The 21,384-nt window shown below is 67.1% G+C and carries 18 protein-coding genes; 6 read left to right on the top strand and 12 right to left on the bottom strand.

The window, feature by feature from the left end; genetic code table 11:
• Positions 1 to 2: 2 nt before the first annotated feature.
• From pdxS to GD628_RS09855, 9 genes are all read right to left on the bottom strand, one after another.
• A complete protein-coding gene (gene pdxS / locus GD628_RS09815) occupies positions 3 to 914 on the bottom strand; it encodes a pyridoxal 5'-phosphate synthase lyase subunit PdxS (RefSeq protein WP_091604401.1) in 912 nt (303 codons plus the stop codon).
• Positions 915 to 982: 68 nt separating this feature from the next.
• Positions 983 to 1,645, bottom strand: a complete 663-nt coding sequence (gene pgsA / locus GD628_RS09820; protein WP_152274569.1) for a phosphatidylinositol phosphate synthase — start codon at positions 1,643 to 1,645, stop codon at positions 983 to 985.
• 3 nt (positions 1,646 to 1,648) lie between these two features.
• Complete coding sequence (locus GD628_RS09825; protein ID WP_152274570.1) at positions 1,649 to 2,272, bottom strand: HIT family protein; 624 nt, start codon at positions 2,270 to 2,272, stop codon at positions 1,649 to 1,651.
• A gap of 18 nt (positions 2,273 to 2,290) precedes the next feature.
• Positions 2,291 to 4,303: a threonine--tRNA ligase gene (gene thrS, locus GD628_RS09830; protein WP_152274571.1), complete on the bottom strand. Its 2,013-nt coding sequence runs from the start codon at positions 4,301 to 4,303 to the stop codon at positions 2,291 to 2,293.
• A 77-nt stretch (positions 4,304 to 4,380) separates the two neighbouring features.
• Positions 4,381 to 7,863 (bottom strand): DNA polymerase III subunit alpha, encoded by a 3,483-nt coding sequence (locus GD628_RS09835; RefSeq protein WP_152274572.1) that lies wholly within the window; start codon positions 7,861 to 7,863, stop codon positions 4,381 to 4,383.
• Positions 7,864 to 7,887: 24 nt separating this feature from the next.
• Positions 7,888 to 8,199, bottom strand: coding sequence for a DUF6504 family protein (locus tag GD628_RS09840; RefSeq protein WP_091604386.1), 312 nt, complete (start codon positions 8,197 to 8,199; stop codon positions 7,888 to 7,890).
• Positions 8,200 to 8,390: 191 nt separating this feature from the next.
• Positions 8,391 to 9,962, bottom strand: coding sequence for an MDR family MFS transporter (locus GD628_RS09845; RefSeq protein ID WP_091604383.1), 1,572 nt, complete (start codon positions 9,960 to 9,962; stop codon positions 8,391 to 8,393).
• Positions 9,962 to 11,641 carry an MDR family MFS transporter gene (locus tag GD628_RS09850; RefSeq protein ID WP_226802465.1) on the bottom strand — a complete coding sequence of 560 codons (1,680 nt, stop codon included), beginning with the start codon at positions 11,639 to 11,641 and terminating at the stop codon, positions 9,962 to 9,964. Before GD628_RS09850 ends, GD628_RS09845 begins: the two co-directional genes overlap by 1 nt.
• A gap of 208 nt (positions 11,642 to 11,849) precedes the next feature.
• Positions 11,850 to 12,437 (bottom strand): DUF2087 domain-containing protein, encoded by a 588-nt coding sequence (locus GD628_RS09855; RefSeq protein WP_152274573.1) that lies wholly within the window; start codon positions 12,435 to 12,437, stop codon positions 11,850 to 11,852.
• A 107-nt stretch (positions 12,438 to 12,544) separates the two neighbouring features.
• Between GD628_RS09855 and GD628_RS09860 the strand changes: the two genes are divergently transcribed.
• Positions 12,545 to 13,846 (top strand): CoA transferase, encoded by a 1,302-nt coding sequence (locus tag GD628_RS09860; protein ID WP_152274574.1) that lies wholly within the window; start codon positions 12,545 to 12,547, stop codon positions 13,844 to 13,846.
• A 36-nt stretch (positions 13,847 to 13,882) separates the two neighbouring features.
• On the opposite strand, the gene GD628_RS09865 is transcribed toward GD628_RS09860, so the two are convergent.
• Both GD628_RS09865 and GD628_RS09870 read right to left on the bottom strand, forming a co-directional pair.
• The gene (locus tag GD628_RS09865; RefSeq protein WP_091604375.1) at positions 13,883 to 14,224 is read right to left on the bottom strand and encodes a chorismate mutase; all 342 of its coding nucleotides are present in this window, start codon (positions 14,222 to 14,224) and stop codon (positions 13,883 to 13,885) included.
• Positions 14,225 to 14,233: 9 nt separating this feature from the next.
• On the bottom strand, positions 14,234 to 16,525 hold the full coding sequence (locus tag GD628_RS09870; protein ID WP_152274575.1) for an MMPL family transporter: 2,292 nt from the start codon (positions 16,523 to 16,525) through the stop codon (positions 14,234 to 14,236).
• A gap of 204 nt (positions 16,526 to 16,729) precedes the next feature.
• Here GD628_RS09870 and GD628_RS09875 point away from each other — a divergent pair, with 204 nt between their 5' ends.
• Positions 16,730 to 17,194 (top strand): VOC family protein, encoded by a 465-nt coding sequence (locus tag GD628_RS09875; protein WP_152274576.1) that lies wholly within the window; start codon positions 16,730 to 16,732, stop codon positions 17,192 to 17,194.
• 16 nt (positions 17,195 to 17,210) lie between these two features.
• Here the strand turns inward: GD628_RS09875 and GD628_RS09880 are convergent, their stop codons facing one another.
• Positions 17,211 to 17,993: an SOS response-associated peptidase gene (locus GD628_RS09880; RefSeq protein WP_152274577.1), complete on the bottom strand. Its 783-nt coding sequence runs from the start codon at positions 17,991 to 17,993 to the stop codon at positions 17,211 to 17,213.
• An 81-nt stretch (positions 17,994 to 18,074) separates the two neighbouring features.
• Here GD628_RS09880 and GD628_RS09885 point away from each other — a divergent pair, with 81 nt between their 5' ends.
• From GD628_RS09885 to GD628_RS09900, 4 genes are all read left to right on the top strand, one after another.
• A complete protein-coding gene (locus GD628_RS09885; RefSeq protein ID WP_226802466.1) occupies positions 18,075 to 19,088 on the top strand; it encodes a bile acid:sodium symporter in 1,014 nt (337 codons plus the stop codon).
• A 40-nt stretch (positions 19,089 to 19,128) separates the two neighbouring features.
• Entirely contained in the window at positions 19,129 to 19,401 is a 273-nt protein-coding gene (locus GD628_RS09890; RefSeq protein ID WP_091604360.1) for a mycoredoxin, read from the top strand.
• Between the two features lie 128 nt (positions 19,402 to 19,529).
• A complete protein-coding gene (locus GD628_RS09895) occupies positions 19,530 to 20,615 on the top strand; it encodes an S-(hydroxymethyl)mycothiol dehydrogenase (RefSeq protein WP_091604355.1) in 1,086 nt (361 codons plus the stop codon).
• Positions 20,615 to 21,256 (top strand): MBL fold metallo-hydrolase, encoded by a 642-nt coding sequence (locus tag GD628_RS09900; RefSeq protein ID WP_091604352.1) that lies wholly within the window; start codon positions 20,615 to 20,617, stop codon positions 21,254 to 21,256. Before GD628_RS09895 ends, GD628_RS09900 begins: the two co-directional genes overlap by 1 nt.
• Positions 21,257 to 21,384: the final 128 nt, after the last annotated feature.

A 21,384-nucleotide genomic window follows, 5' to 3' on the forward strand; every position in this document is an offset into this window, starting at 1 on the left:
GCTTACCAGCCGCGCTCGGCGAGGCGGTGCGGCTGCGGAATCTCGTCCACGTTGATACCGACCATCGCTTCGCCCAGGCCGCGGGACGCCTTGGCGATCTCATCCGGATCGTCGTGGAAGGTAGTGGCCTTGACAATCGCGGCTGCACGCTGGGCAGGGTTGCCGGACTTGAAGATGCCGGAGCCAACAAACACGCCGTCGGCACCGAGCTGCATCATCATGGCTGCGTCGGCCGGGGTGGCAATGCCGCCGGCGGTGAACAGGACCACCGGGAGCTTGCCTGCGGAGGCGACTTCCTTGACCAGTTCGTACGGTGCCTGCAGTTCCTTTGCGGCGACGTAGAGCTCATCCTCGGGAAGCGAGGACAGCCGGGCAATCTCGGTGCGGATCTGGCGCATGTGCATGGTGGCGTTGGAGACGTCGCCGGTTCCGGCCTCGCCCTTGGAGCGGATCATGGCTGCACCCTCGTTGATCCGGCGGAGCGCTTCGCCCAGGTTCGTGGCACCGCAGACGAAGGGAACGGTGAACTTCCACTTGTCGATGTGGTTGGCGTAGTCCGCGGGGGTCAGTACCTCGGACTCGTCGATGTAGTCGACGCCGAGGGACTGCAGCACCTGCGCTTCGACGAAGTGCCCAATGCGTGCCTTGGCCATGACCGGAATGGAGACGGCGTCGATGATGCTGTCGATCATGTCCGGATCACTCATCCGGGAGACACCGCCCTGCGCGCGGATGTCTGCCGGAACCCGTTCCAGGGCCATTACGGCAACGGCGCCGGCGTCTTCGGCAATCCGGGCCTGTTCGGCAGTGACGACGTCCATGATGACGCCGCCCTTGAGCATCTCAGCCATGCCGCGCTTGACGCGGCTGCCGCCGGTTGACGCGGATGGCTGGGACGGTGTTTCTGTAGGCATGACAAGCTCTCTGGTAGTACGGCCGGAAAGCCAATAATAAGCCCGCGTACCGCTTTCAGGGGCCTTCGCTACGTATCTTTACCCATGTCCTGGTCCAGGTCACGGTCGCGGTCTCCGCTCGCGACGGCGGCGGCGGACTGGCGCCGCACCGTGCCCATCCGCTGGGCGATGGTGACGCAGCTGGCCACGGACAGTGCCACCAGGACAACCAGCAGCACCACGTCCGGTACCCCGAGTCCCACCAGGCCGGTGGCAGTGAGCAGGAAGACCAGGCGCTCGGCCCGTTCGGCAAGCCCCACGTTGGCGTCGAAGCCAAGCGACTCGGCCTTGGCCCGGATGTAGGAGACCAGCATGCCCAGGACCAGGCAGATGACCGCCGCAACGCCTATCGCGTCGTTATCTCCCCCGGTGAAGAACCAGATGCTGACGCCGGCGAAGAGGGCGCCGTCGGCAAACCGGTCCAGCGTGGAGTCCAGGAAGGCACCCCACTTGCCTTTGCGCTCCTGCTGGCGGGCCATGATCCCGTCAATGACGTCGGAGAACACAAAGAGGACGATGAACATCGTGCCCCAGAAAAGCTGGCCCAGCGGATAGAACACGAGTCCGCCGACCATGACGCCGAGGGTTCCCACAACGGTGACGGCGTCCGGTGAGACCCGGTGCCGGATCAGCCAGGACGCAAGAGGGGTAAACAGTGCGGTAAAGAAACCGCGGGCATATTTGTTCAGCACGTTCTAGGCCTCGTCGTTTCCGGTGGCAGCGGACGGGCCGCCGGAAGAAGTTTCGCCAGCAGCGGCAGGCCAGGCGTCGGCAACCATCTGCCGAACTTCGCCCAGGGTCTGCGTGATGGCCTTGGTATGGGCAATGATCGGCAGGAAGTTCCCGTCGCCGCTCCAGCGCGGAACAATGTGCTGGTGCAGGTGCGCGGCGATGCCGGCACCGCCGGCGGCTCCCTGGTTCATTCCCAGATTGAAACCGGCCGGCGCTGAAACTTTCCGGAGCACGCGCATGGCTGTCTGGGTCAGGGCGGCGATTTCCGCCGTCTCCTCGGCGTCGACGTCGGTGTAGTCCGGTACGTGCCGGTAAGGGCACACCAGCAGGTGGCCGGCGTTGTACGGGAACAGGTTCAGGATCACGAAGGCGTGCCGCCCGCGGTGGACAATCAGCGCTTCCTCATCCGTGTGGGAGGGCGCGGTGCAGAACGGGCAGTTGTCCTCGGAAGAGACCTGGTCCTGCCCGCCCTTGATGTAGGCGAGCCGGTGGGGAGTCCAGAGGCGCTGGAAGGCGTCCGGCACTCCGGCGAGTTCGAAGTTGTCCGTCACATCGCCGTCGTGCGGATACTGTTCCTGGCTTTCCATCTGGACTCCCCCGTGCCGCTACTTGTCCCGGTTCCTTACCGCTTCGACGATCCGCTTCACGGCTTCCTCCACCGGCACGCCGTTGTCCTGGCTGCCGTCGCGGAAGCGGAAGGAGACTGCGCCGGCTTCGGCGTCCTCACCGCCGGCGATCAGGACGTAGGGAACCTTCTCCTTCGAAGCGGTGCGGATCTTCTTCGGGAAGCGGTCCGTTCCGGCGTCGACTTCGGCGCGGATGCCTGCGGCCTTGAGCTTGTCCACGACGTCGTACATGTAGTCGTTGAATGCCTCGGCGACGGGAATACCCACTACCTGGACCGGAGCAAGCCAGGCCGGGAAGGCGCCGGCGTAGTGCTCGGTCAGCACTGCCATGAAGCGTTCCACCGAACCGAACAGCGCACGGTGGATCATGACCGGGCGCTGGCGGGTTCCGTCGGCAGCCTGGTACTCAAGTTCGAAACGCTCCGGCAGGTTGAAGTCCAGCTGGATGGTGGACATCTGCCAGGTGCGGCCAATAGCGTCGCGGGCCTGGACCGAGATCTTCGGGCCGTAGAAGGCTGCTCCCCCGGGATCCGGCACCAGGTCCAGGCCGGAGGCCTCGGCAACCTCGGCCAGGGTGCGGGTGGCTTCTTCCCAGACCTCGTCGGATCCGACGTACTTTTCCGGGTCCTTGGTGGAAAGCTCCAGGTAGAAGTCATCCAGCCCGTAGTCCTTGAGCAGGTCCAGGACGAAGTTCAGGGTCTTGGTCAGCTCGTCCTTCATCTGCTCGCGGGTGCAGTAGATGTGGGCGTCGTCCTGGGTCATGCCGCGCACGCGCGTCAGTCCGTGGATGACGCCGGACTTCTCGTAGCGGTACACCGAACCGAATTCGAAGAGCCGCAGCGGCAGTTCCCGGTAGGAGCGTCCGCGGGAGCGGAAGACCAGGTTGTGCATGGGGCAGTTCATCGGCTTGAGGTAGTAGTCCTGGCCGGGCTTGGTGACCTCGCCGGTTTCCGGGTCGGTGACTTCGTCAACGTGCATGGGAGGGAACATGCCGTCGCGGTACCAGTCCAGGTGGCCGGAAACCTCGTACAGGTGTCCCTTGGTGATGTGCGGGGTGTAGACGAACTCGTAGCCTGCCTCGGTGTGGCGCTGGCGGGAGTAGTCCTCCATGGCCTTGCGGATGATGCCGCCCTTGGGGTGGAACACCGGCAGGCCGGAACCGAGCTCGTCCGGGAAGGAGAACAGGTCCAGTTCGGTGCCGAGCTTGCGGTGGTCGCGGCGCTCGGCCTCGGCCAGGCGTTCCTGGTAGGCCTTCAGGTCATCCTTGGTGGGCCAGGCCGTGCCGTAGATGCGCTGCAGCTGCTGGTTGGCCTGGTTGCCCAGCCAGTAGGCAGCGGCGGAGCGGGTGAGCGCGAAGGCGTTGGAGATCAGCTTGGTGTTGGGCAGGTGCGGGCCGCGGCACAGGTCGCACCAGACGGTGTCCCCGGACTTGCGGTCAACGTTGTCGTAAATGGTGATTTCTCCGGCGCCGACCTCAATGTTCGCGCCTTCGCCGGCTTCCTCGGCGCCGTCCTTCTTACCGAGCAGTTCGAGCTTGTACGGCTCGTTGGCCATCGCTTCGCGGGCTTCTTCCTCGGTGACCACCCGGCGTACAAACTTCTGGTTCGAGTTGACGATCTTCTGCATCATCTTCTCGAGGGTCTTCAGGTCTTCCGGCGTGAAGGGCTCGGCAACATCGAAGTCGAAGTAGAAGCCGTCCTTGATGTACGGGCCGATGCCCAGCTTGGCGTCGGGGCGCAGCTGCTGCACGGCCTGGGCCATGACGTGGGCGGTGGAGTGGCGCAGGACGTTGAGGCCGTCTTCCGAATCGATGGTTACGGCTTCGATGCTCTGGCCCGGAGCCAGCGGGGTATCGAGGTCCCTCAGGACTCCGTCGACACGCATGACCACGACTTCGCGGCGCTCAAAAAAGAGCTGAGCACCGGTGGTGCCAGTATCCACCGTGGTCTCTTCGCCGTCGACGATGAGGGTGAACTGTTCCGGCACTGACACGTTGTCTCCTTGATTCGTTTGTACTGGCGCTTGAGCACGGGTTTGCCCATGCAGCTACGGTGCGCGCCCTTACGATGTTATCCGCTGTTCTTCAGCCCGACCAACCGGCCGCGCGGCCGGCCTGCCCTCTTTCCGGAGCCGTGTCCGGGGGCTTTCGCCGCCGCCCGCGGCAGCGGCAGGGACGCGGTGTCCGCCAGGTCCCAGGCCTGCAGCGCCTGCAGGCTCATGCCCCGCGGCCCGGTGCGCCGGGTCAGCCCTCGGATCAGCATCAGTTCGGTGCCGAAGAGCAGCGGGCCGGTTTTCTCCTGCGCCTCGGTGAAGAAGGTGCAGTCCACGCAGCCGGTCCCGTCATCCAGGCTGATGAACACCACCCGGCGGCCTCCGCGCATCGGCGGGGTCTGGGTAGCCACCCGGATGCCGGCAACCAGGACCTCGGATCCGTTGCGCAGCCCCAGCAGGGATTCGGCCTTGGTTACACCCAAAGCCGCCAGCAGCGGTTCGTAGCTGTCCACCAGGTGGGCGCTGACGTCGACGGCGAGCAGGTCCAGTTCGGTGCGGACCCGCTCCGGCAGTGTGGGCTCAGGCAGCTGCGGCACGAGGTTGGCCAGTTCGGTATCGCCCAGCGGAAGCGCCAGCTGCCCCGGTATCGGATCGTATTTGCGGGTTCCGGGTTTACCGGATGTTTCGGCAAGGTGCTGCAGCAGGTCCGCCCTGGTGCCCCGCGAACCGCTCTCCCGGGACAGCGAGTCGAAGGCACCCAGCTGCGCCAGCCGCTGCATCGAGGGCCGGGACAGTTTGGCGCGGGCACGCAGATCCGCCAGGGAATCGAACGGCTGCCCGGCGGCGATCCGCCGGACCTCCGCGGCGGAAAGACCGTAAATCCCGGCGAAGCTAAGCCGGATCCCGAACCTGCCGGGGGTTGCCCTGCGCCCCGGAGCCGCCGTTAGGGGCGGAACCCATTCCACCCGGTACTGCTCGCCGCTGCGGTTGATGTCCAGCGGCAGGATGGGGATGCCCATACGCCGCGCTTCGGCCACGAGCAGCCGGCGCGGATACATGCCGGGATCGTGCTCGAAGATTCCGGCAAGGAACGCTTCGGGATGGTGTGCCTTTAGCCAGGCCGACTGGTAGGTGGGCACGGCAAAGGCGGCGCCGTGGGCCTTGCAGAAACCGAAGCTGCCGAAGGCCTTGAGTGTTCCCCAGACCTTGTCGATGGTCTGCGCGTCGTAACCGCGTTTTTGCGCCGCCTGCCGGAAGAAATCCTCCACCCCCTGTTCGGCCGCGGGGTTGCCCAGCAGCCGGCGCAGCTCATCGGCCTTTGCCAGCCCGCAGCCGGTGAAGACGTCAAAGGTCCGCAGCACCTGTTCGTGGAAGACCGTCACCCCGTGGGTTTCCGCCAGCACCGGGCGCAGCGATTCGTGCGGGTACACCGCCGGGGCCCAGCCGTGGCGGTGCTCCAGGAACGGCCGCACCATGTCGGATTTCATGGGCCCTGGCCGGAACAGTGAAATGTCGATGATCAGGTCATTGAAGTCCCGCGGCGCCATCTTGCCCACCAGCTCCCGCTGGCCGGGCGACTCGATCTGGAAGCAGCCCAGCGTGTGCGTGCTGCGGATCAGCTCGAAGGTGGGCTCGTCATCCAGCGGAACGGCATCCAGGTCGATCCGCCCGTCCTCGTCGATCCACTCCGGGCGGGGTTCGGTTTCTTCCACATGCTTTCCGGCCCGGGCTACGTCGTCTCCGCCGGAATGGACCCGGACCACCTCGTTCAGGGCGAACGCCATGGCGGACTGCATCCGCACGCCCAGCACGTCCAGCTTGAGCATGCCCATTGGATCCATGTCGTGCTTGTCGAACTGGGACATGGGCAGGCCCAGGCCACTGGGCTGCACGGGCGTGCGGTCCAGCAGCGAGGTGTCCCCCAGGATCACCCCGCACGGATGCATTGAAATATGGCGAGGCAGCCGGTCCAGCCGTTCGGTCAGGTCCACCAGCAAGTCCAGCTGGCGGTTCTGCTGCACGGCCTCGGCCACGCCGCGCAGTTCGGGTTTCTCGGCGAGCGCCTCACGGAAATGGCTCGCCGAGAAGCGCCACAGTGCCTTGGCCACGGCGCCGACCTCCTCATCAGGCAATCCCAGGGCCAGGCCGGCGTCGCGCACCGCTCCGCGCGCCCGGTAACCGTTCTGCATGCTCATGAGGGTGACCCGCTGGGCACCGAAGCGTTCAAAGATGCGGTGGTACACGTTGTGCCGTTCGGCGCTTTCAACGTCAATGTCGATGTCCGGCAGCGTGGAGCGGTCCCGGGAGAGGAACCGTTCAAAGATGAGGTCGTGTGCCAGCGGGTTCACGTGGCTGATGCCCAGCAGGTAGTTCACCAGCGAGGACGCACCCGATCCGCGTGCCGCCGCTCGCACTCCCATGTCCCGGATCATGGTGGAGACTTCCGCGACAGTGAGGAAGTAGGCGGCAAAGCCGAGCCTCTCGATAATCCCCAGCTCGTGTTCCAGCCGGTTGCGCATGGCAGCTTCCGCGGCACCGCCCAGGTGCCCGAAGCGCCTGCCTATTCCGGCTTCGCAGCGTCCGCGCAGTTCCAGCACCGGTTCCGCGTCGATCCCGATGACCCCGGCTTCCGGGACCACGGGCTGCTTCCACCCCATGTCTGCTTCCGGGTCGATCCGGCAGGTATCGGCGAGCGCCTCCGTTCCGGCCAGCAGCTTGGCTGCCCCGGCACGCCCGTAGCCTGCTTCCTCGCTGATCTCCGCGGCGAGCGCTGCCATCTGCCTGCCCGTCTTGAGCCAGCCCTGCCCATTGGGCTGCAGGTCCTGCAGCTGCGCCATGGCGGTCAGGGCGCGTGCGGCGTCGAGCACGTCTGCGGTAGCGGCGCCGTCTTCATCCACGTAGCGCACGGCATTGGTCAGCACGGCGGGGAGGTGCATTTCATCGGAGAGCCGGTACATCCGCACGGCGTGGGCCAGGCTCAGGTTGGTTCCCGGCGCGCTGAGGTGCGTGACTACCTCCACGGCAAGCGCCGCACGCGGCATGACCGAGAGCCAGCGCCGGAACAGGGTGCGGGCCACGGCATAGCTGCGGCTGCGCATGGCCCGTCCCACGTCGGTATAAGGGCCCACCAGCACGGTCAGTACGGGTTCCCCGTCCCTGCCCAGTACCCGGGCTGCAAGCTGTTCGAGGGTGACGCCGGGCGGGCGTCCCGTACGCCCCCTGGAGGGAGAGGTTCCGGCATGTGCGTCGGAAATGAGCCGGCACAGCGCGTGGTAGCCCGCTCCCCCGTTATGCCCGTGGGCCAGGATGACCGCCCTGCCGGTCGCCTCAGCGTCCCGGCCTTCCCCGTCCAGGATGGCAAGGTCCACCCCGACGATGGGATCAATGCCGGCGTCCATGCAGGCACGCAGGTGCTTGACCGTGCCGTACAGGCCGTCACGGTCCGTGCAGGCGAGCGCGTCGGCTCCGTCCGCTGCGGCGGCCTGGGCCAGCTCTTCCGGCCAGGACGTGCCGTAGTGGGCGGAAAAGGCCGTAGCGGCGTGAAGATGGGTGAAGCTCATGGCACGGTACTCACGGCACGCGCGCTAAGCGCTTTCCCGCAGGGCGTCATGGATCCGGATCAGCCGCCAGGTGTTGGAGGCAGCCTGCCGGGAAATGTCCAGGGTGCGCAGCGGCGAGCGCGGACTCAGGCGGGCCTGGACCCGCCAGATTTCCGAATCCACCAGTCCGGGGCCGTGTCCGCGCTCTGCCCGGGGTTCTTCCTCCCACCAGCTGCGGCGTTCATACCAGCGCACCGGGTTGGCTGCCACCTTGTATGTCCTTCCCTGCCAGATGAGGCGCAGCGGTATGCCCGCGGGTGAGCACACTACCTCCACCGCTTCACTGAAAAGTCCCATGGCTGCCCCTCGCTGTGCCTATTGCCGGTGTGGCCTTCGCCTGAATTGGATTGATGTCCGGCCGCTGCTTCGGACAGATGAAGCATCTCCCGGAACTGAACCCTATTCGAATATATATTCGAATATCCAGTGTACGACTGCACTCTGACAATCCCCGCAGTGCCCTCTGGGAAGCTGGTGTGAGTTCGGATTTATTCTGCTGCTGCCTCCACCCGTGACTGTGTTGAGAGTGGAATCTCCCGGATAAACAGGCACAGCACCCCGCCTGCGGCAACCAGCGGAATGCTGAGCAGGAAGATGGGCGGCAGGGCCGTTCCGAACGCTGCTCCGATTGCCTGCTGCACCGGGCCGGGAAGGGACTGCAGCACCGCCGGAGTGAGCGAATTGATGCCTTCCGCGGGAAGCATCCCCGCAGCCCCGGCGGGGGCATCTGCAAGCTGGTCGGTCAGCCGCTGGATGAAGATGGACCCGAAGGCGGCAATACCGAACGAAGCACCGATCTGGCGGAAGTAGTTCGCGGCGGAGATGGCGGTGCCCATGTTCTGCTGCGGAACACTGTTCTGCACAATCAGCACCAGGTTCTGCAGCAGCGCACCAATCCCCAGGCCAAGCACAGCCATCCCGATCGCCGTGAACCAGTACGGGGTGTCCTGGGAAATCCGCGAGAGCAGCACCAGCCCGGCAATGATCACGGCGCACCCGGCGACGGGGTAGATCTTGTACCGCCCGGTGTGCGCAATGAGCTGCCCGGTGCCGATGGACGTCAGCAGGAGCCCGGCCATCATCGGCAGCATCATCAGCCCCGACTGCGTGGCGGTGGCGCCATTGACCATCTGCAGGAACGTGGGCAGGTAGGAGATGGTGGAGAACATCGCTATTCCGACGGCGATGCCCGCCAGCACCGGGATCAGGAAGTTCCGCATCCGGAACAGGCCCAGCGGCAGGATCGGTTCGCTCGCACGCCGTTCGGCCCAGACGAACGCCGCCCCGGCCAGCACTGCGGCAGCGGCCAGGCCCAGGATCTGCGGGCTGCCCCAGTCATAGGTGGTGCCTCCCCAGCTGGTGACCAGGATCAGGGCCGTTGAGGCGACCGCAAGCAGCGCTGCGCCGGCGTAGTCGAGGCGCGGACGGCGCCCGGAGACCTTGGGAAGGTGCAGGGAGGTGATGACGACGGCGAGCGCGACCGCGCCGATGGGCACGTTGATGTAGAACACCCAGCGCCAGGACCACGAATCGGTGATCCAGCCGCCCAGCAGCGGCCCGCCCACTGAAGCCAGGCCGAAGGAAGCCCCGATCAGCCCCATGTAGCGCCCGCGTTCCCGCGGGGAGACCAGGTCTCCGATGATGGCCTGCGCGCCGATCATGAGTCCGCCGCCGCCGATGCCCTGCAGGGCCCGGAACGCGATCAGCTGGCCCATGTTCTGGGACAGCCCGGAGAGGACGGAGCCCAGCAGGAAGACGGCAATGGCGAAGATGAAGATGTTCTTGCGGCCGAACAGGTCACCGAGCTTGCCGTAGATGGGCAGCCCGATGGTCGCGGCCAGGATGTAGGCGGTGACTACCCAGGAGAGGTGTTCAAGGCCGTTGAGGTCCCCCACGATGGTGGGAAGGGCCGTGGCCACGATTGTCTGGTCCAGTGCCGCGAGCAGGACGGAGAGAACCAGGCCGGTAAACACCAGCACCCGCCCACGCGGCGTTCCCTCGTCCTGGGTTTCCGTGCTTCCGGCACCGACCGGTACTGCAGCATGTGCACCTGAGGCCATTAGTGTTGCGCCTCCCCTTCCAGTTGAACGCTGGCCGTCCTGGCCAGCGGTATTTCCCGAATAAAGAGCGTCAGCACGAACGCCGCCCCCAGGGCCGGGATACCCAGCAGGAAGACCGGAGGCAGGGCGGTTCCGAACGCGTCGGCAATGAAATCCCGAGCCGGCGCGGGCAAGGCCCGCAGCTGGTCCGGGCTGATGGAATTCACTCCCTGGCTGGTCACTGACCGCACGGCGGCCGGGGCATCCGCCACCTGGTCATTGAGCCGGGAGATGAAGACCGATCCGTAGACGGCGATTCCGAGTGTTCCGCCGATCTGGCGGAAGTAGTTGGCAGAGGAGACTCCTGTGCCCATGTTCTGCGGCGGAACGCTGTTCTGCACAATCAGCACGACGTTCTGCATCAGCATGCCGATTCCCAGTCCCAGGACGAACATTCCCAGTGCCGTGAACCAGTACGGGCTGCTGGCCGAGATGCGCGAGAGCAGCAGCAGGCCAAAAATCATGATCAGCGCGCCGGCAACCGGGTAGATCTTGTACCGGCCGGTGCGGGAGATGAGCTGCCCGGTTCCAATGGAGCTCAGCAGCAGGCCGGCCGTCATGGGCAGCATCATCAATCCCGAGTCCGTGGCGCTGGCACCGTTGACCATCTGCAGGAAGGTCGGCAGGTAGGAGATGCTGCCGAACATCGCCAGCCCGACGGCGAGGCCCACGAGTGAGCAGACGACGAAGTTGCGGATCCTGAACAGGCGCAGCGGAAGGATGCGCTCCTCGGCGCGAAGCTCCACCGGAATGAACACCGCGACGGCAACCAGCGCGGCCGCCCCGAGGCCAAGGATGGTTGGGGACGTCCAGGCGTAAGTGGTTCCGCCCCAGCTCGTAATGCCGACCAGTGCCGCGCTCGCAACGGCGAGCAGGACGGCGCCGGGATAGTCCAGCTTGATGCCGGCAGCGCTGCGCCTGGGCAGGTGCAGGGACGTAATGATCAGCGCCAGGGCAATCGCGCCGAGCGGCAGGTTGATGTAGAAGACCCACCGCCAGGACCAGTACTGGGTCAGGTATCCGCCCAGCAGGGGTCCGCTGACCGAGGCGACGCCGAAGGCTGCACCGATCAATCCCATGTACTTGCCGCGGTCGCGTGCCGAAACAATGTCTCCGATGATTGCCTGCGCACCGATGATCAGCCCGCCACCGCCAACTCCCTGCAGCGCCCGGTAGGCAATCAGCTCGCCCATGCTGTGGGCCTGGCCCGAAAGCGCAGATCCCAGCAGGAAGACCGCAATCGCGAAGATGAAGATGTTCCTGCGTCCCAGCAGGTCGCCGAGCTTGCCGTAGATGGGCAGCCCGATCGTGGACGTCAGGAGGTAGGCGGTGATGACCCAGGACAAATGCTCCAGGCCGTGCAGATCACCCACTATCGTTGGCAGCGCGGTGGAAACGATCGTCTGGTCCAGGGCCGAGATCAGAACCGCCATGATGAGGCCGCTGATCACCAGGGCAACCTGCCGGCGGTTATGCGGGGCCGGGGCTGTTGCTCCGGCCCGGCGCGGAGGCGCAGACGGTGCGGGGACAGCCGGTGCGGAACCCGTTGGATAGGACGACGCCGGCGATCCGAGGTCTGTGGCGGCGCGTGCCCCGGGATGCGTGGCTTCGGCTCCGCGGGCAGTGAATCGAGCGGCCAATGACGCCTCCTAGGGAAGCCATCCGCGGATGGTCCGGAACCAAAACCCACTACCCATTCGACGCCCGCAGTCCGGTCAAGTCAACGGTCCGCAGCGCGGTGCCCGGTTGCCGTGTGCTGCAGTGTCAGCTGCGGGACACGCCGTCATTCGCCCGCTGAGCGATGAGCCGGCACGCCTGGAGCTGCCTGGACAGGGGGCCGGTGCGCCGTCAGCCGGCAAATTCGATGCCGCTGGCCGGGCGCGGGGCCGCGAGCCAGTAGCTTGATCCGTCCGGGCTGCGCCGCACGATTCCCTCATCCACCATGGCTCGCCGGAACATGGCCGGGTCTTTGGTCAGGGCCGCCAGCCGCCCGGTGACTTCGGCCTCCGTCAGCCGGGCACGGCTGGCTGCAGGATTATCTGCGCCGCCCAGGACCCCGTGCCGGGAAAAGACTTCTCCGGCCAGATGGTGCAGCACTTCGAGGCGTTCGGTCCGTTTGGCCGGCAGGCTGCCCGAGCTCCCCGGCCCGAGGTGGCGCATGGGGGATTCGTCCCGGGGAGTCCGGTCCGCAGCGAGCAGGCGGGAGAAGACTTCCGGCACCGGGAACAGGCCGCCGTCTCCGGACCGGACCAGCCCCGCCTTTTGCAGGGCGTCCAGGGATTTGGCTTCGGCCCGGTCCAGGCTGTCCCGGAAGAGCGGTTCCCCCTTCCCGGCTCCGGTAACGATCCGTGCGTAGAGGTCCAGCCGGCGGGTATCTGCGAGCGCTGCCGCTACAGCTTTCCAGTGGGAGCTTCCTGCCGTGCCGGGATGGTTCACCTGCCGCGCCTTTCATGCCTGGTTTTTGTGCGCCCCCCGCCCTGTCCGGGCTAAGGCTCGTGACGTAGCCTACTGCAACAGGGTCACGGACCGGAGGGGGCTGGAACATGGAGTCTTGCTACCCGGTGCGTGCCTTCGCGGCGGCGTCAGTGGGCGCGGCGGGCAGTGCAGTCGCGGAGCTCGCCTCCCGGCTCTCCGGGGTTCCCGTGCATGCAGGCACCAGCCCTGATCTTGCCCGCGCCTGGTTCGGCTCATCCTTCCGTCCCGCGGGCTGGGAAGTTCCTCCGCCCTGGGACCCGCTCTCGCGGGACTACCGGTGTGCTGACGGCTGGATCAGGCTGCACACCAATGCCCCGCATCACCGCCGTGCCGCGCTCGCCGTCCTGGGGCTTCCCGCCGACGCCACACCTGACACCGCTTCGGTGGCGGTTCAGGCCTGGAAGGGCGGCGAACTCGAAGCCGCCGTAGTGGAAGCGGGCGGCTGCGCAGCGCAGCTGCGGACAACGCAGCAGTGGCAGTCCTCCCCACAGGGGCAGGCCGTCAGCGCCGAACCGCTCGTCGGCTGGATCCGGCGCGCCGCACGCCCTCCCGCGGAAACCACCGGAACCCCGCTGCGGCCCCTGGACGGAGTTCGGGTCCTGGACCTCACCCGGGTCATCGCCGGGCCGGTTGCCACCCGTTTCCTGGCCGGGTTCGGCGCCCGGGTCCTGCGCATCGATCCGCCGGATTGGAACGAGCCGTCGCTGGAAGCCGAAATGACGGTGGGAAAGAGCTGCGCCCGGCTGGATCTGGGTACACCTGGCGGGGCGGCGAAGGTCCGGGAACTGATTTCCACCGCAGATCTGGTGGTGCACGGCTACCGTCCCGGTGCCCTCACCGGACTGGGGCTGGACGAACACCGCCTCCAGCAGCTGCGCCCCGGCGTCGTGACCGTGGCCCTCGATGCCTGGGGCTGGACCGGACCGTGGCGCGCACGCCGCGGCTTCGACTCTCTGGTGCAGACGGCCTCGGGGATTGCCGACGCCGGCATGGCCTGGTCCGCTGCGGATGCACCGCTTCCGCTGCCCGTCCAGGCACTGGACCATGCCACGGGATACCTTGCCGCCGCAGCGGCCGTGCGGGCGTGGACCCGGCGGCTGGACGGCGAGGTGTATGCGGCGAGGCTTTCCCTGGCCCGGACGGCAGTGGAACTCCAGCGTGCCGCAGACGCCCGCCGGCCGATGCCTCCCCGCTGGGAGTCTCCACCGGATCCAACCCCGGCTTCGCTGCCCCGGACGGCGGAACAGACCTGGTGGGGACCCGGCGAGAGACTGGCGCCGCCGCTGGCTTTCAGCTCCGCGGGACCGGTCCCTGTCATGGCATGGGACCTGCCTGCTGCCCCGCTGGGCTCGGCTCCCGCCGCCTGGTAGCCGTTCCGGCACGCAGATGCACCGTTGTGGAGCCTGCTAGCTGCGGCTGAAGGCGTCCAGGCGTGCCTGTGTTTCGTCCTCGTGCCGGGTACGCAGTTCGTATTCGATGAACGCGTCAATCATGGCGCGGTAGGTCTTCTCCACCACCTCGGAGTCCTGTTCCTGCGCCTCGGCGGCTTCGCGGACGTGGTTGATGACTTCCTCAACCCGGCCCCGGGCGCGGACCTGGGCGTCGTCGTCCTTCAGTCCCCCGGCCAGCCGCACCAGGCGCTCGCGGCGCCAGATGAGGGCCACAATTTCTTCGTCAATCTCATCAATGGCCGTGCGTACGGCCCCAAGTTGTTCGGTCGTCGGGTCTGTTTCCACTGTTTCTCCCATGGGACAAGTTTACCGGGAGGCTGCTGCAGCGTCCTCCGCGGGGGCCTCCCGGCCCAGTTTCGAGGGCCACCAAATGCGCGGTCCAATGTCGTAGGACAGCGCCGGAACCAGCAGCGAGCGCACCACCAGGGTGTCCAGCAGCACGCCGAAAGCGACAATGAACGCCAGCTGCGCGAGGAACAGCACCGGGATCACGCCCAGCGCCGCAAACGTTGCGGCGAGGACGATTCCCGCGGACGTGATGACCCCGCCGGTAATCATCAGCCCCCGGATAATTCCGTCCCGGGTGCCCAGGGCAAGGCTTTCCTCCCGCACCCGGGTCATGAGGAAGATGTTGTAGTCCACGCCCAGGGCCACCAGGAAGATGAACCCGTACAGCGGCACCGCCGGATCGGCACCCGGGAAGTCCAGTACGTAGTTGAACAGCAGGGCGGAGACGCCCAGGGTGGCCCCGAAGGACAGCATGACGGTCAGGATGAGCAGGAACGGGGCCAGCACTGCCCGCAGCAGCAGCATGAGCAGGATGAAGATCACCACCAGTACCACCGGGATGATGAGATTCCGGTCGTGTTCCGCGGCATCGTTGGTGTCCACCGTGGTGGCCGTGGTGCCGCCCACCAGCACGTCCTGCTGCCCGGCCAGTTTCTGGCGCAGCTCACGGACCGTGTCCTCCGCCGCGGCCGAATCCGCGTTCTCGGTCAGGGTGGCCTGGAGCAGCACCTGTCCGTCCACTGTTTTCGGAGCCGCATTTTCGGAGCCGGGGATGGGCGGAACCTGCACGCCGGCATCCGTGACGGGCAGCGTCCCGGCCGGAGTGCCCTGGGCCACCACCGTGACGTCGGAAATCCCGTCGGTTTCCAGCACGGTGTCCGCCACGGACTGCAGCCCGGATTCGGGGGCCACGATCAGCACAGGGCTGCCGGACCCGGAGGGGAAATGGTTCCCCAGCGCCCCCTGCCCCTCCTTGGCTTCGGTCTGCCCCAGCACAAAATCACTCTGCGGCACCCCGGACGCGCGGAAGTCCACTACCGCCACCGCGGCTGCGGCCAGGACGACGGCGCAGATCAGCCAGGTGCGCCGTGAATGGTTCCGCACGGTGCGGGCAACCCCGGGCCAGAACCCGCGGGCCTGGTGGTCACGGTCCGGGTGGGGCGAACCGAACGCCGGGCGGCGCGGCCAGAACGCGGCCCGGCCAAAGACGAAAAGCAGCGAGGGAAGCAGTGTCATGGCCGCCAGGTAGGAGCACACGATTCCCAGCGACGCCACGGGCGCGAGCGCCTTGTTCGAGTTCAGGTCACTGAGCAGCAGGCAGAGCAGGCCCGCCACCACGGTACCGGCGGAGGCAGTGACGGGCTCGATCGTGCCGCGGAGGGCCGCACGGGTGGCGCCCCAGCGGTCTGCGTTGTCGCGCAGGGCCTCCCGGTAGCGGGAGACATAGAGCAGGGAGTAGTCCGTGGCGGCGCCGATACCCAGGATGAAGAGGATGCCCTGCACCTGCCCGTTCAGCGTTACTGCTCCTGCCTTCGCCAGCCAGTACACGGCCAGGATCGCCGCGGAGAGGGCCAGGATGGAGGTCAGCAGAACCAGGATGGGCAGCAGCGGTGACCGGTAGACGATCACCAGGATCACCAGCACGGCAACCACCGCCACGACCAGCAGGGCACCGTCGATTCCGCCGAAGGCCTGGGAAATGTCCGCCAGCTGCCCGGCCGGTCCGGTCACGTACCCGGTGAGCCCGCCGGGCAGTCCGTCCTTCGCCACTGTGCTGAGGTTCTCCACATTGTCCGCAGCGGCGTCGTCATCCGTGATGGGAACAAAGATCTCCGCCGCCTTGCCGTCCTGCGAATACTGTGCCGGAGACACGCCGCCGCTGACCCCCGGAGCCTCCGCGAAGGCCTTCTCCCGGTCCTGGATAAACGTGCGGTCGGCATCCGTCAGTCCGGAATCGTTCACATAAAGCACGACGGCGGGAATCGCCTCGCTGTCCGTGAACTGCGGCTGCAGCTCGCTGACCCTGGTCGATTCCGAGCTCGATGGCAGGTAGGAGGCCTGGTCATTCTGCTGCACTTCGCTGATCTTGCCGAAGTAGGGGCCGCCCACACCCCCGAGGCCGAACCAGATAACGATCAGCAGCACGGGGATCGCGATCCGCAGCCAGGCCGGCGGTCCGGAACTTCCGGTCCCGGCTGAGCCGTCCCGCGGCGGGCCGTCCCCGCCGCGGGGAACGGAAGCTGCGCCGGACACCGGGGAAGCGCCGGATCGCTCCGGCTGGCCGGAATGAGGGGGGATCGCTGTGCTCATGGGCCTCGTCCCATTCTCGCGATAGCGCGGGAGAAGACCGTTCCCGGACTCCGCTGCGCCCCTGGACGTGCACTGCCGCCTTCCATGAGAGCCCGCCCATACCGGCCGCGTCAACGGCCCCTGCCGGGAACACGGCCGCACGGCGCGAAATCCGGGCAGGTAACCTACTTCGCTTACCGGGGTTTCGGTGGGAAGATTCCTTTCATGCAGCCCCAGTTGAGCGTCGTTACCCTAGGCGTGCGCGACGTTGAAGTGTCCCACGCCTTTTACAGCCGCCTCGGCTGGACCCCGGTGCAGTATGTCCCCGGGGAAGTCGTGTTCTTCCAGGTGGGACACGGAATCCTGCTGTCCTTCTTCCGCAGCGACCATCTGGCTGCCGAGTCGGGAGCCACCGGGTCCGCCAGCCTGGCACCGGTGACCCTGGCGCACAACGTCGGCTCCCCGACGGACGTGGATTCAATCCTGCATGACGCGGCTGCCGCCGGAGGCTCAATAGCTGCTCCGGGCATGCAGATGAGCTGGGGCGGCTACTCGGGGTATTTCACGGACCCGGACGGTTTCCGCTGGGAAGTCTGCCACAACCCCGGCCTCCGGGTTGCCGAGGACGGCACGGTCACCCTGTCCGTCCTGGACCCCGGGGACCCCGGTGCGGCACTGTCCGCCTCCTGACCTTCGCGCCCGCTTCCTAGAACAGCACGGCCCCGGCTTCGGTGCGGGGATCAGCGTCCGCGTCCAGCAGCCACGGACCGTCATGGCGCACGTTTCCGACCGCGGGACTGGCCGGTTGGATCATCCAGCTGCCTGCGGCGGCGTAGGCGTTGCCCAGGACGCGTGAGAGCAACCCGAGTGCTGCGGTGGCGTTCAGCGTCCCCGGGGTGATCCACGCATCCAGGTCCTGCCCGGACAGCGGCAGCGGCATCCGGTCATGGAGTTCGCCAAGCGTGCGCAGGGCCGGGTCCGCGCTGTCCGGCTCCGGAGAGGCGAGCGTGATCACGGAGGCGGAGAGCAGCCAGCGGTTCGGGTCCCCTGCCGCCAGGGCCGGATCCGCCCACCATTCATACAGCCCGGCGAACCAGTGCAGCCTTCCGTCGGCACGGCGCACGAAATACGGCCTGCGGGTACCGGCGGGTCCGGCCTGCCACTCGTAGTAGCCCTCCATGGGCACTGCGCACCGGCGGGCCAGGACCGCCTCGCGGAACGTTGGCTTCTCCAGCAGTGTCTCGCTGCGGGCGTTAAACGCCCGCACACCCACGGAGATGTCCTTCGCCCACCCCGGTACCAGTCCCCAGCGAGCCACGTGCACCTGGCGCACGGCGGCGCCGTCGATCACCCGTTCAAGCACCACCGGCACGTCCGACGTCGGAGCAACGTTCCAGGACTGGCGCAGCTCAAGGTTCGCGTCGGCCTCGGCTTCCGCTTCAGCCACCAGGTCACCAACTGCCCGGGCCATGACGTATCTTCCGCACATGGTTCCAGTCTGCCCTGTACGGGCGCCGGCCCCCGAACCGGCCGCGGCGGAGACGGCCTCCCGGGAGGATAGTCTTCAGGAATGGACAGCATGGCCGGCATCCGCCTCCGGGATGCACTCGAGCGGCACCAGATCAGCCTCTGCCTAGCTGCCCTCGCTGCAGGTTTCCTGGCCGGTGCGGCTGTTCCCGGCGCGTCAGCCCTGCAGGCCCTGATCAATCCAGCCATCGCCCTGCTCCTCTACGCCACGTTCCTGGCGGTGCCGTTCACCCGGATCCGCGCCGGCCTGCTGGACCTGCGGTTCCTCGGGCTGCTTCTGCTGCTGAACTTCGTGCTGGTACCCGCGCTGGTTTTCGTGCTGTCCCGGTTCGTGGCGCACGACGCCGCGCTCCTCACCGGCGTGCTGCTGGTCCTCCTCGCTCCCTGCGTTGATTACGTGATCGTGTTTTCGGCCCTGGGCGGGGCGGACCACGGCAAGCTCCTGGCGGCCACTCCGCTGCTGATGATTGCCCAGTTGCTCCTGCTGCCGCCCTTCCTCTGGCTCTTCACCTCAGGATCGGTCGCCGGTCTCATTGAACCCGGGCCGTTCCTGGAAGCCCTGGTATTCCTCATCCTCCTTCCACTGGCAGCCGCGGCAGCTACCCAGCTCCTGGCCGGCCGCCGTCCGGCCTTCCGTGCGCTCGCAGCCGCCGGCAACGCGTCCATGGTGCCGCTGATGCTTGTTGTCCTGTTTACTGTGGCCGCCTCGCAGGCCCGCAGGGTACTGGAGGAAGGACTCTCCCTGGCCTGGCTGGTGCCCCTGTACGCGGTGTTCCTGGCCGTCATGGTCCTCGCCGGGGCGTTCACCGGCCGGGCGGGCGGGCTGGACTACGGCAGTGCCCGTGCACTGGCGTTCAGCGGAGCGACGCGCAATTCACTGGTGGTGCTCCCGCTGGCGCTCGCGCTGCCAGATGCCGGCGGAACCGCTGCCGCCGTCGTCACCCAAACTTTCGTGGAGCTCGCCGGGATGGCACTGTGTATCCGGTTCATTCCGCAGCTCCTTCCCCGGCCGGCAGGACGTGCCGCCGGGGAATCAAACCGCCGGAACCGGCGTTGAGAAATCAGCAGAACACCCCGTAAAGAAGCAAGGAGCTCCCATGTCCGCCACAGCCGAAGCATTCACTCCCGACGCCGGAACCATCACCATGTTTTCAACCAGCTGGTGCGGGTACTGCCGCCGGCTGAAGTCCCAGCTGGATTCGGCGGGAATCGGCTATACCGAGGTGAACATCGAGGACACCGAAGGAACCGCCGAGCTGGTGGAATCCCTGAACGGCGGCAACCAAACCGTTCCCACCGTGATCTTCCCCGACGGCTCCGCTGCGACGAACCCCTCCGCCGCCGAGGTGAAGTCCCGTCTGGGCCTGTGACCTGAGCTTTTCTCCGAACCGATGCCGGGAGCCGCGAAAGTGACTCCCGGCATCGGCGTCCCTAGGATGGAACCGTAGCCCCGGAACGCCGGGGTGCCCCTGAGACATCACCCGAGAGGCAGCCCCCCATGGTTCACAAGGTCCAAGCTGTAGTAGTCAAGGAAAAGAATGCCCCCGTCTCGCTGGAGACCATCCTGGTTCCGGATCCCGGGCCCGGAGAAGCCCTGGTGGACATCCTCACCTGCGGCGTCTGCCACACGGACCTGCACTACAAGCAGGGCGGCATCAGCGATGACTACCCGTTCCTGCTCGGCCACGAAGCAACCGGTGTGGTCTCCGCCGTCGGCCCCGACGTCACCGAAGTTGCCCCGGGCGACCGCGTGATCCTGAACTGGCGCGCAGTGTGCGGCGAGTGCCGCGCCTGCCGCAAGGGCCAGCCGCAGTACTGCTTCAACACGCACAACGCCACCCAGAAGATGACGCTGGAAGACGGCACGGAGCTTTCCCCCGCGCTGGGCATCGGTGCGTTCGCCGAGAAGACCCTGGTTGCCGCCGGACAGTGCACCAAGGTGGACGACGACGTCGATCCCGCCGCCGTGGGCCTGCTCGGCTGCGGCGTCATGGCCGGCATTGGTGCAGCCATCAACACCGGTGAGGTCAAGCGCGGCGAATCCGTGGCCGTGATTGGCTGCGGCGGTGTCGGCATCGCCGCCGTTGCCGGAGCCAAGCTGGCCGGCGCCACCACCATCATCGCCGTGGACATTGACTCGGCGAAGGTGGACCTCGCCCTGGCCAACGGCGCCACGCACGGCATCAACTCCCGCGAAGAGGATCCCGTGGAAGCCATCCGCGCGCTCACCGGCGGCAACGGCGCCGACGTCGTTATTGAAGCCGTGGGACGCCCGGAAACCTACAAGCAGGCCTTCTACGCCCGTGACCTCGCCGGCCGCGTGGTCCTGGTGGGCGTGCCCACCCCGGACATGCAGATCGAGCTGCCGCTGGCCGACGTGTTTGGCCGCGGCGGATCGCTGAAGTCCTCCTGGTACGGCGACTGCCTGCCCTCCCGCGACTTCCCGATGCTGGTGGAGCAGTACAAGCTCGGCCGGCTGGACCTGGATGCCTTCGTTTCAGAGCGGATCGGCCTGGGCGACATCGAGGAAGCCTTCACCAAGATGCATGACGGCAAGGTCCTGCGCTCGGTGGTGGAACTCTAGTGGCGGCCCGCATCGACAAGGTTGTCACTTCTGGCACCTTCAGCCTGGACGGCGGCACCTGGGACGTGGACAACAACGTCTGGATCATCGGGAATGACCTGCAGGTGATCATCATTGATCCGGCGCACGACGTCGACGCCATCGCCGAAGCGGTTGGGGACCGGGAAGTCATGGGCATCCTGCTCACCCACGGCCACGACGACCACATTCGTGCCGTGGCTGAGGCCCAGGACCGGTTCAGCGCACCGGTGTTCCTGCACGAGGCGGACCGGATGCTCTGGGACGCAGTGTTCCCGGATGAAGCACCCGATGACGTCATCGAAGACGGCGACACGTTCGAGATTGCCGGCGTCACGCTCGAGGCTCTGCACACCCCCGGGCATTCCCCCGGCTCGGTCTGCTTCCTGCTCGAGGACGAAGAAGGCAGCACTCCGGTGCTCTTCTCCGGTGACACGCTGTTCAGCGGCGGTCCGGGCGCGACCGGCCGTTCCTACAGCGATTTCGGCACCATCATCGACTCGATCCGGGAGCGCCTGCTGACGCTGCCGGCAGAGACCGCGGTGAACACCGGGCACGGGGATTCGACGACGATCGGCGCCGAGGCACCGCACCTGGACGAATGGATCGCGCGCGGCCACTAGGGTCCTGCACCCCTCCTCCCCCCCCCCCCCCCCGGGGGGGGGGGGGGGGGGGGGGGGGGGGGGGGGGGGGGGGGGGGGGGGGGGGGGGTGGTGGGCGGGGGGGGGGGGGGGGGGGGGGGGGGGGGGGG

Origin of the sequence: Arthrobacter koreensis (assembly GCF_009193255.1) — a bacterium.
GTDB lineage: Bacteria > Actinomycetota > Actinomycetes > Actinomycetales > Micrococcaceae > Arthrobacter_B > Arthrobacter_B koreensis.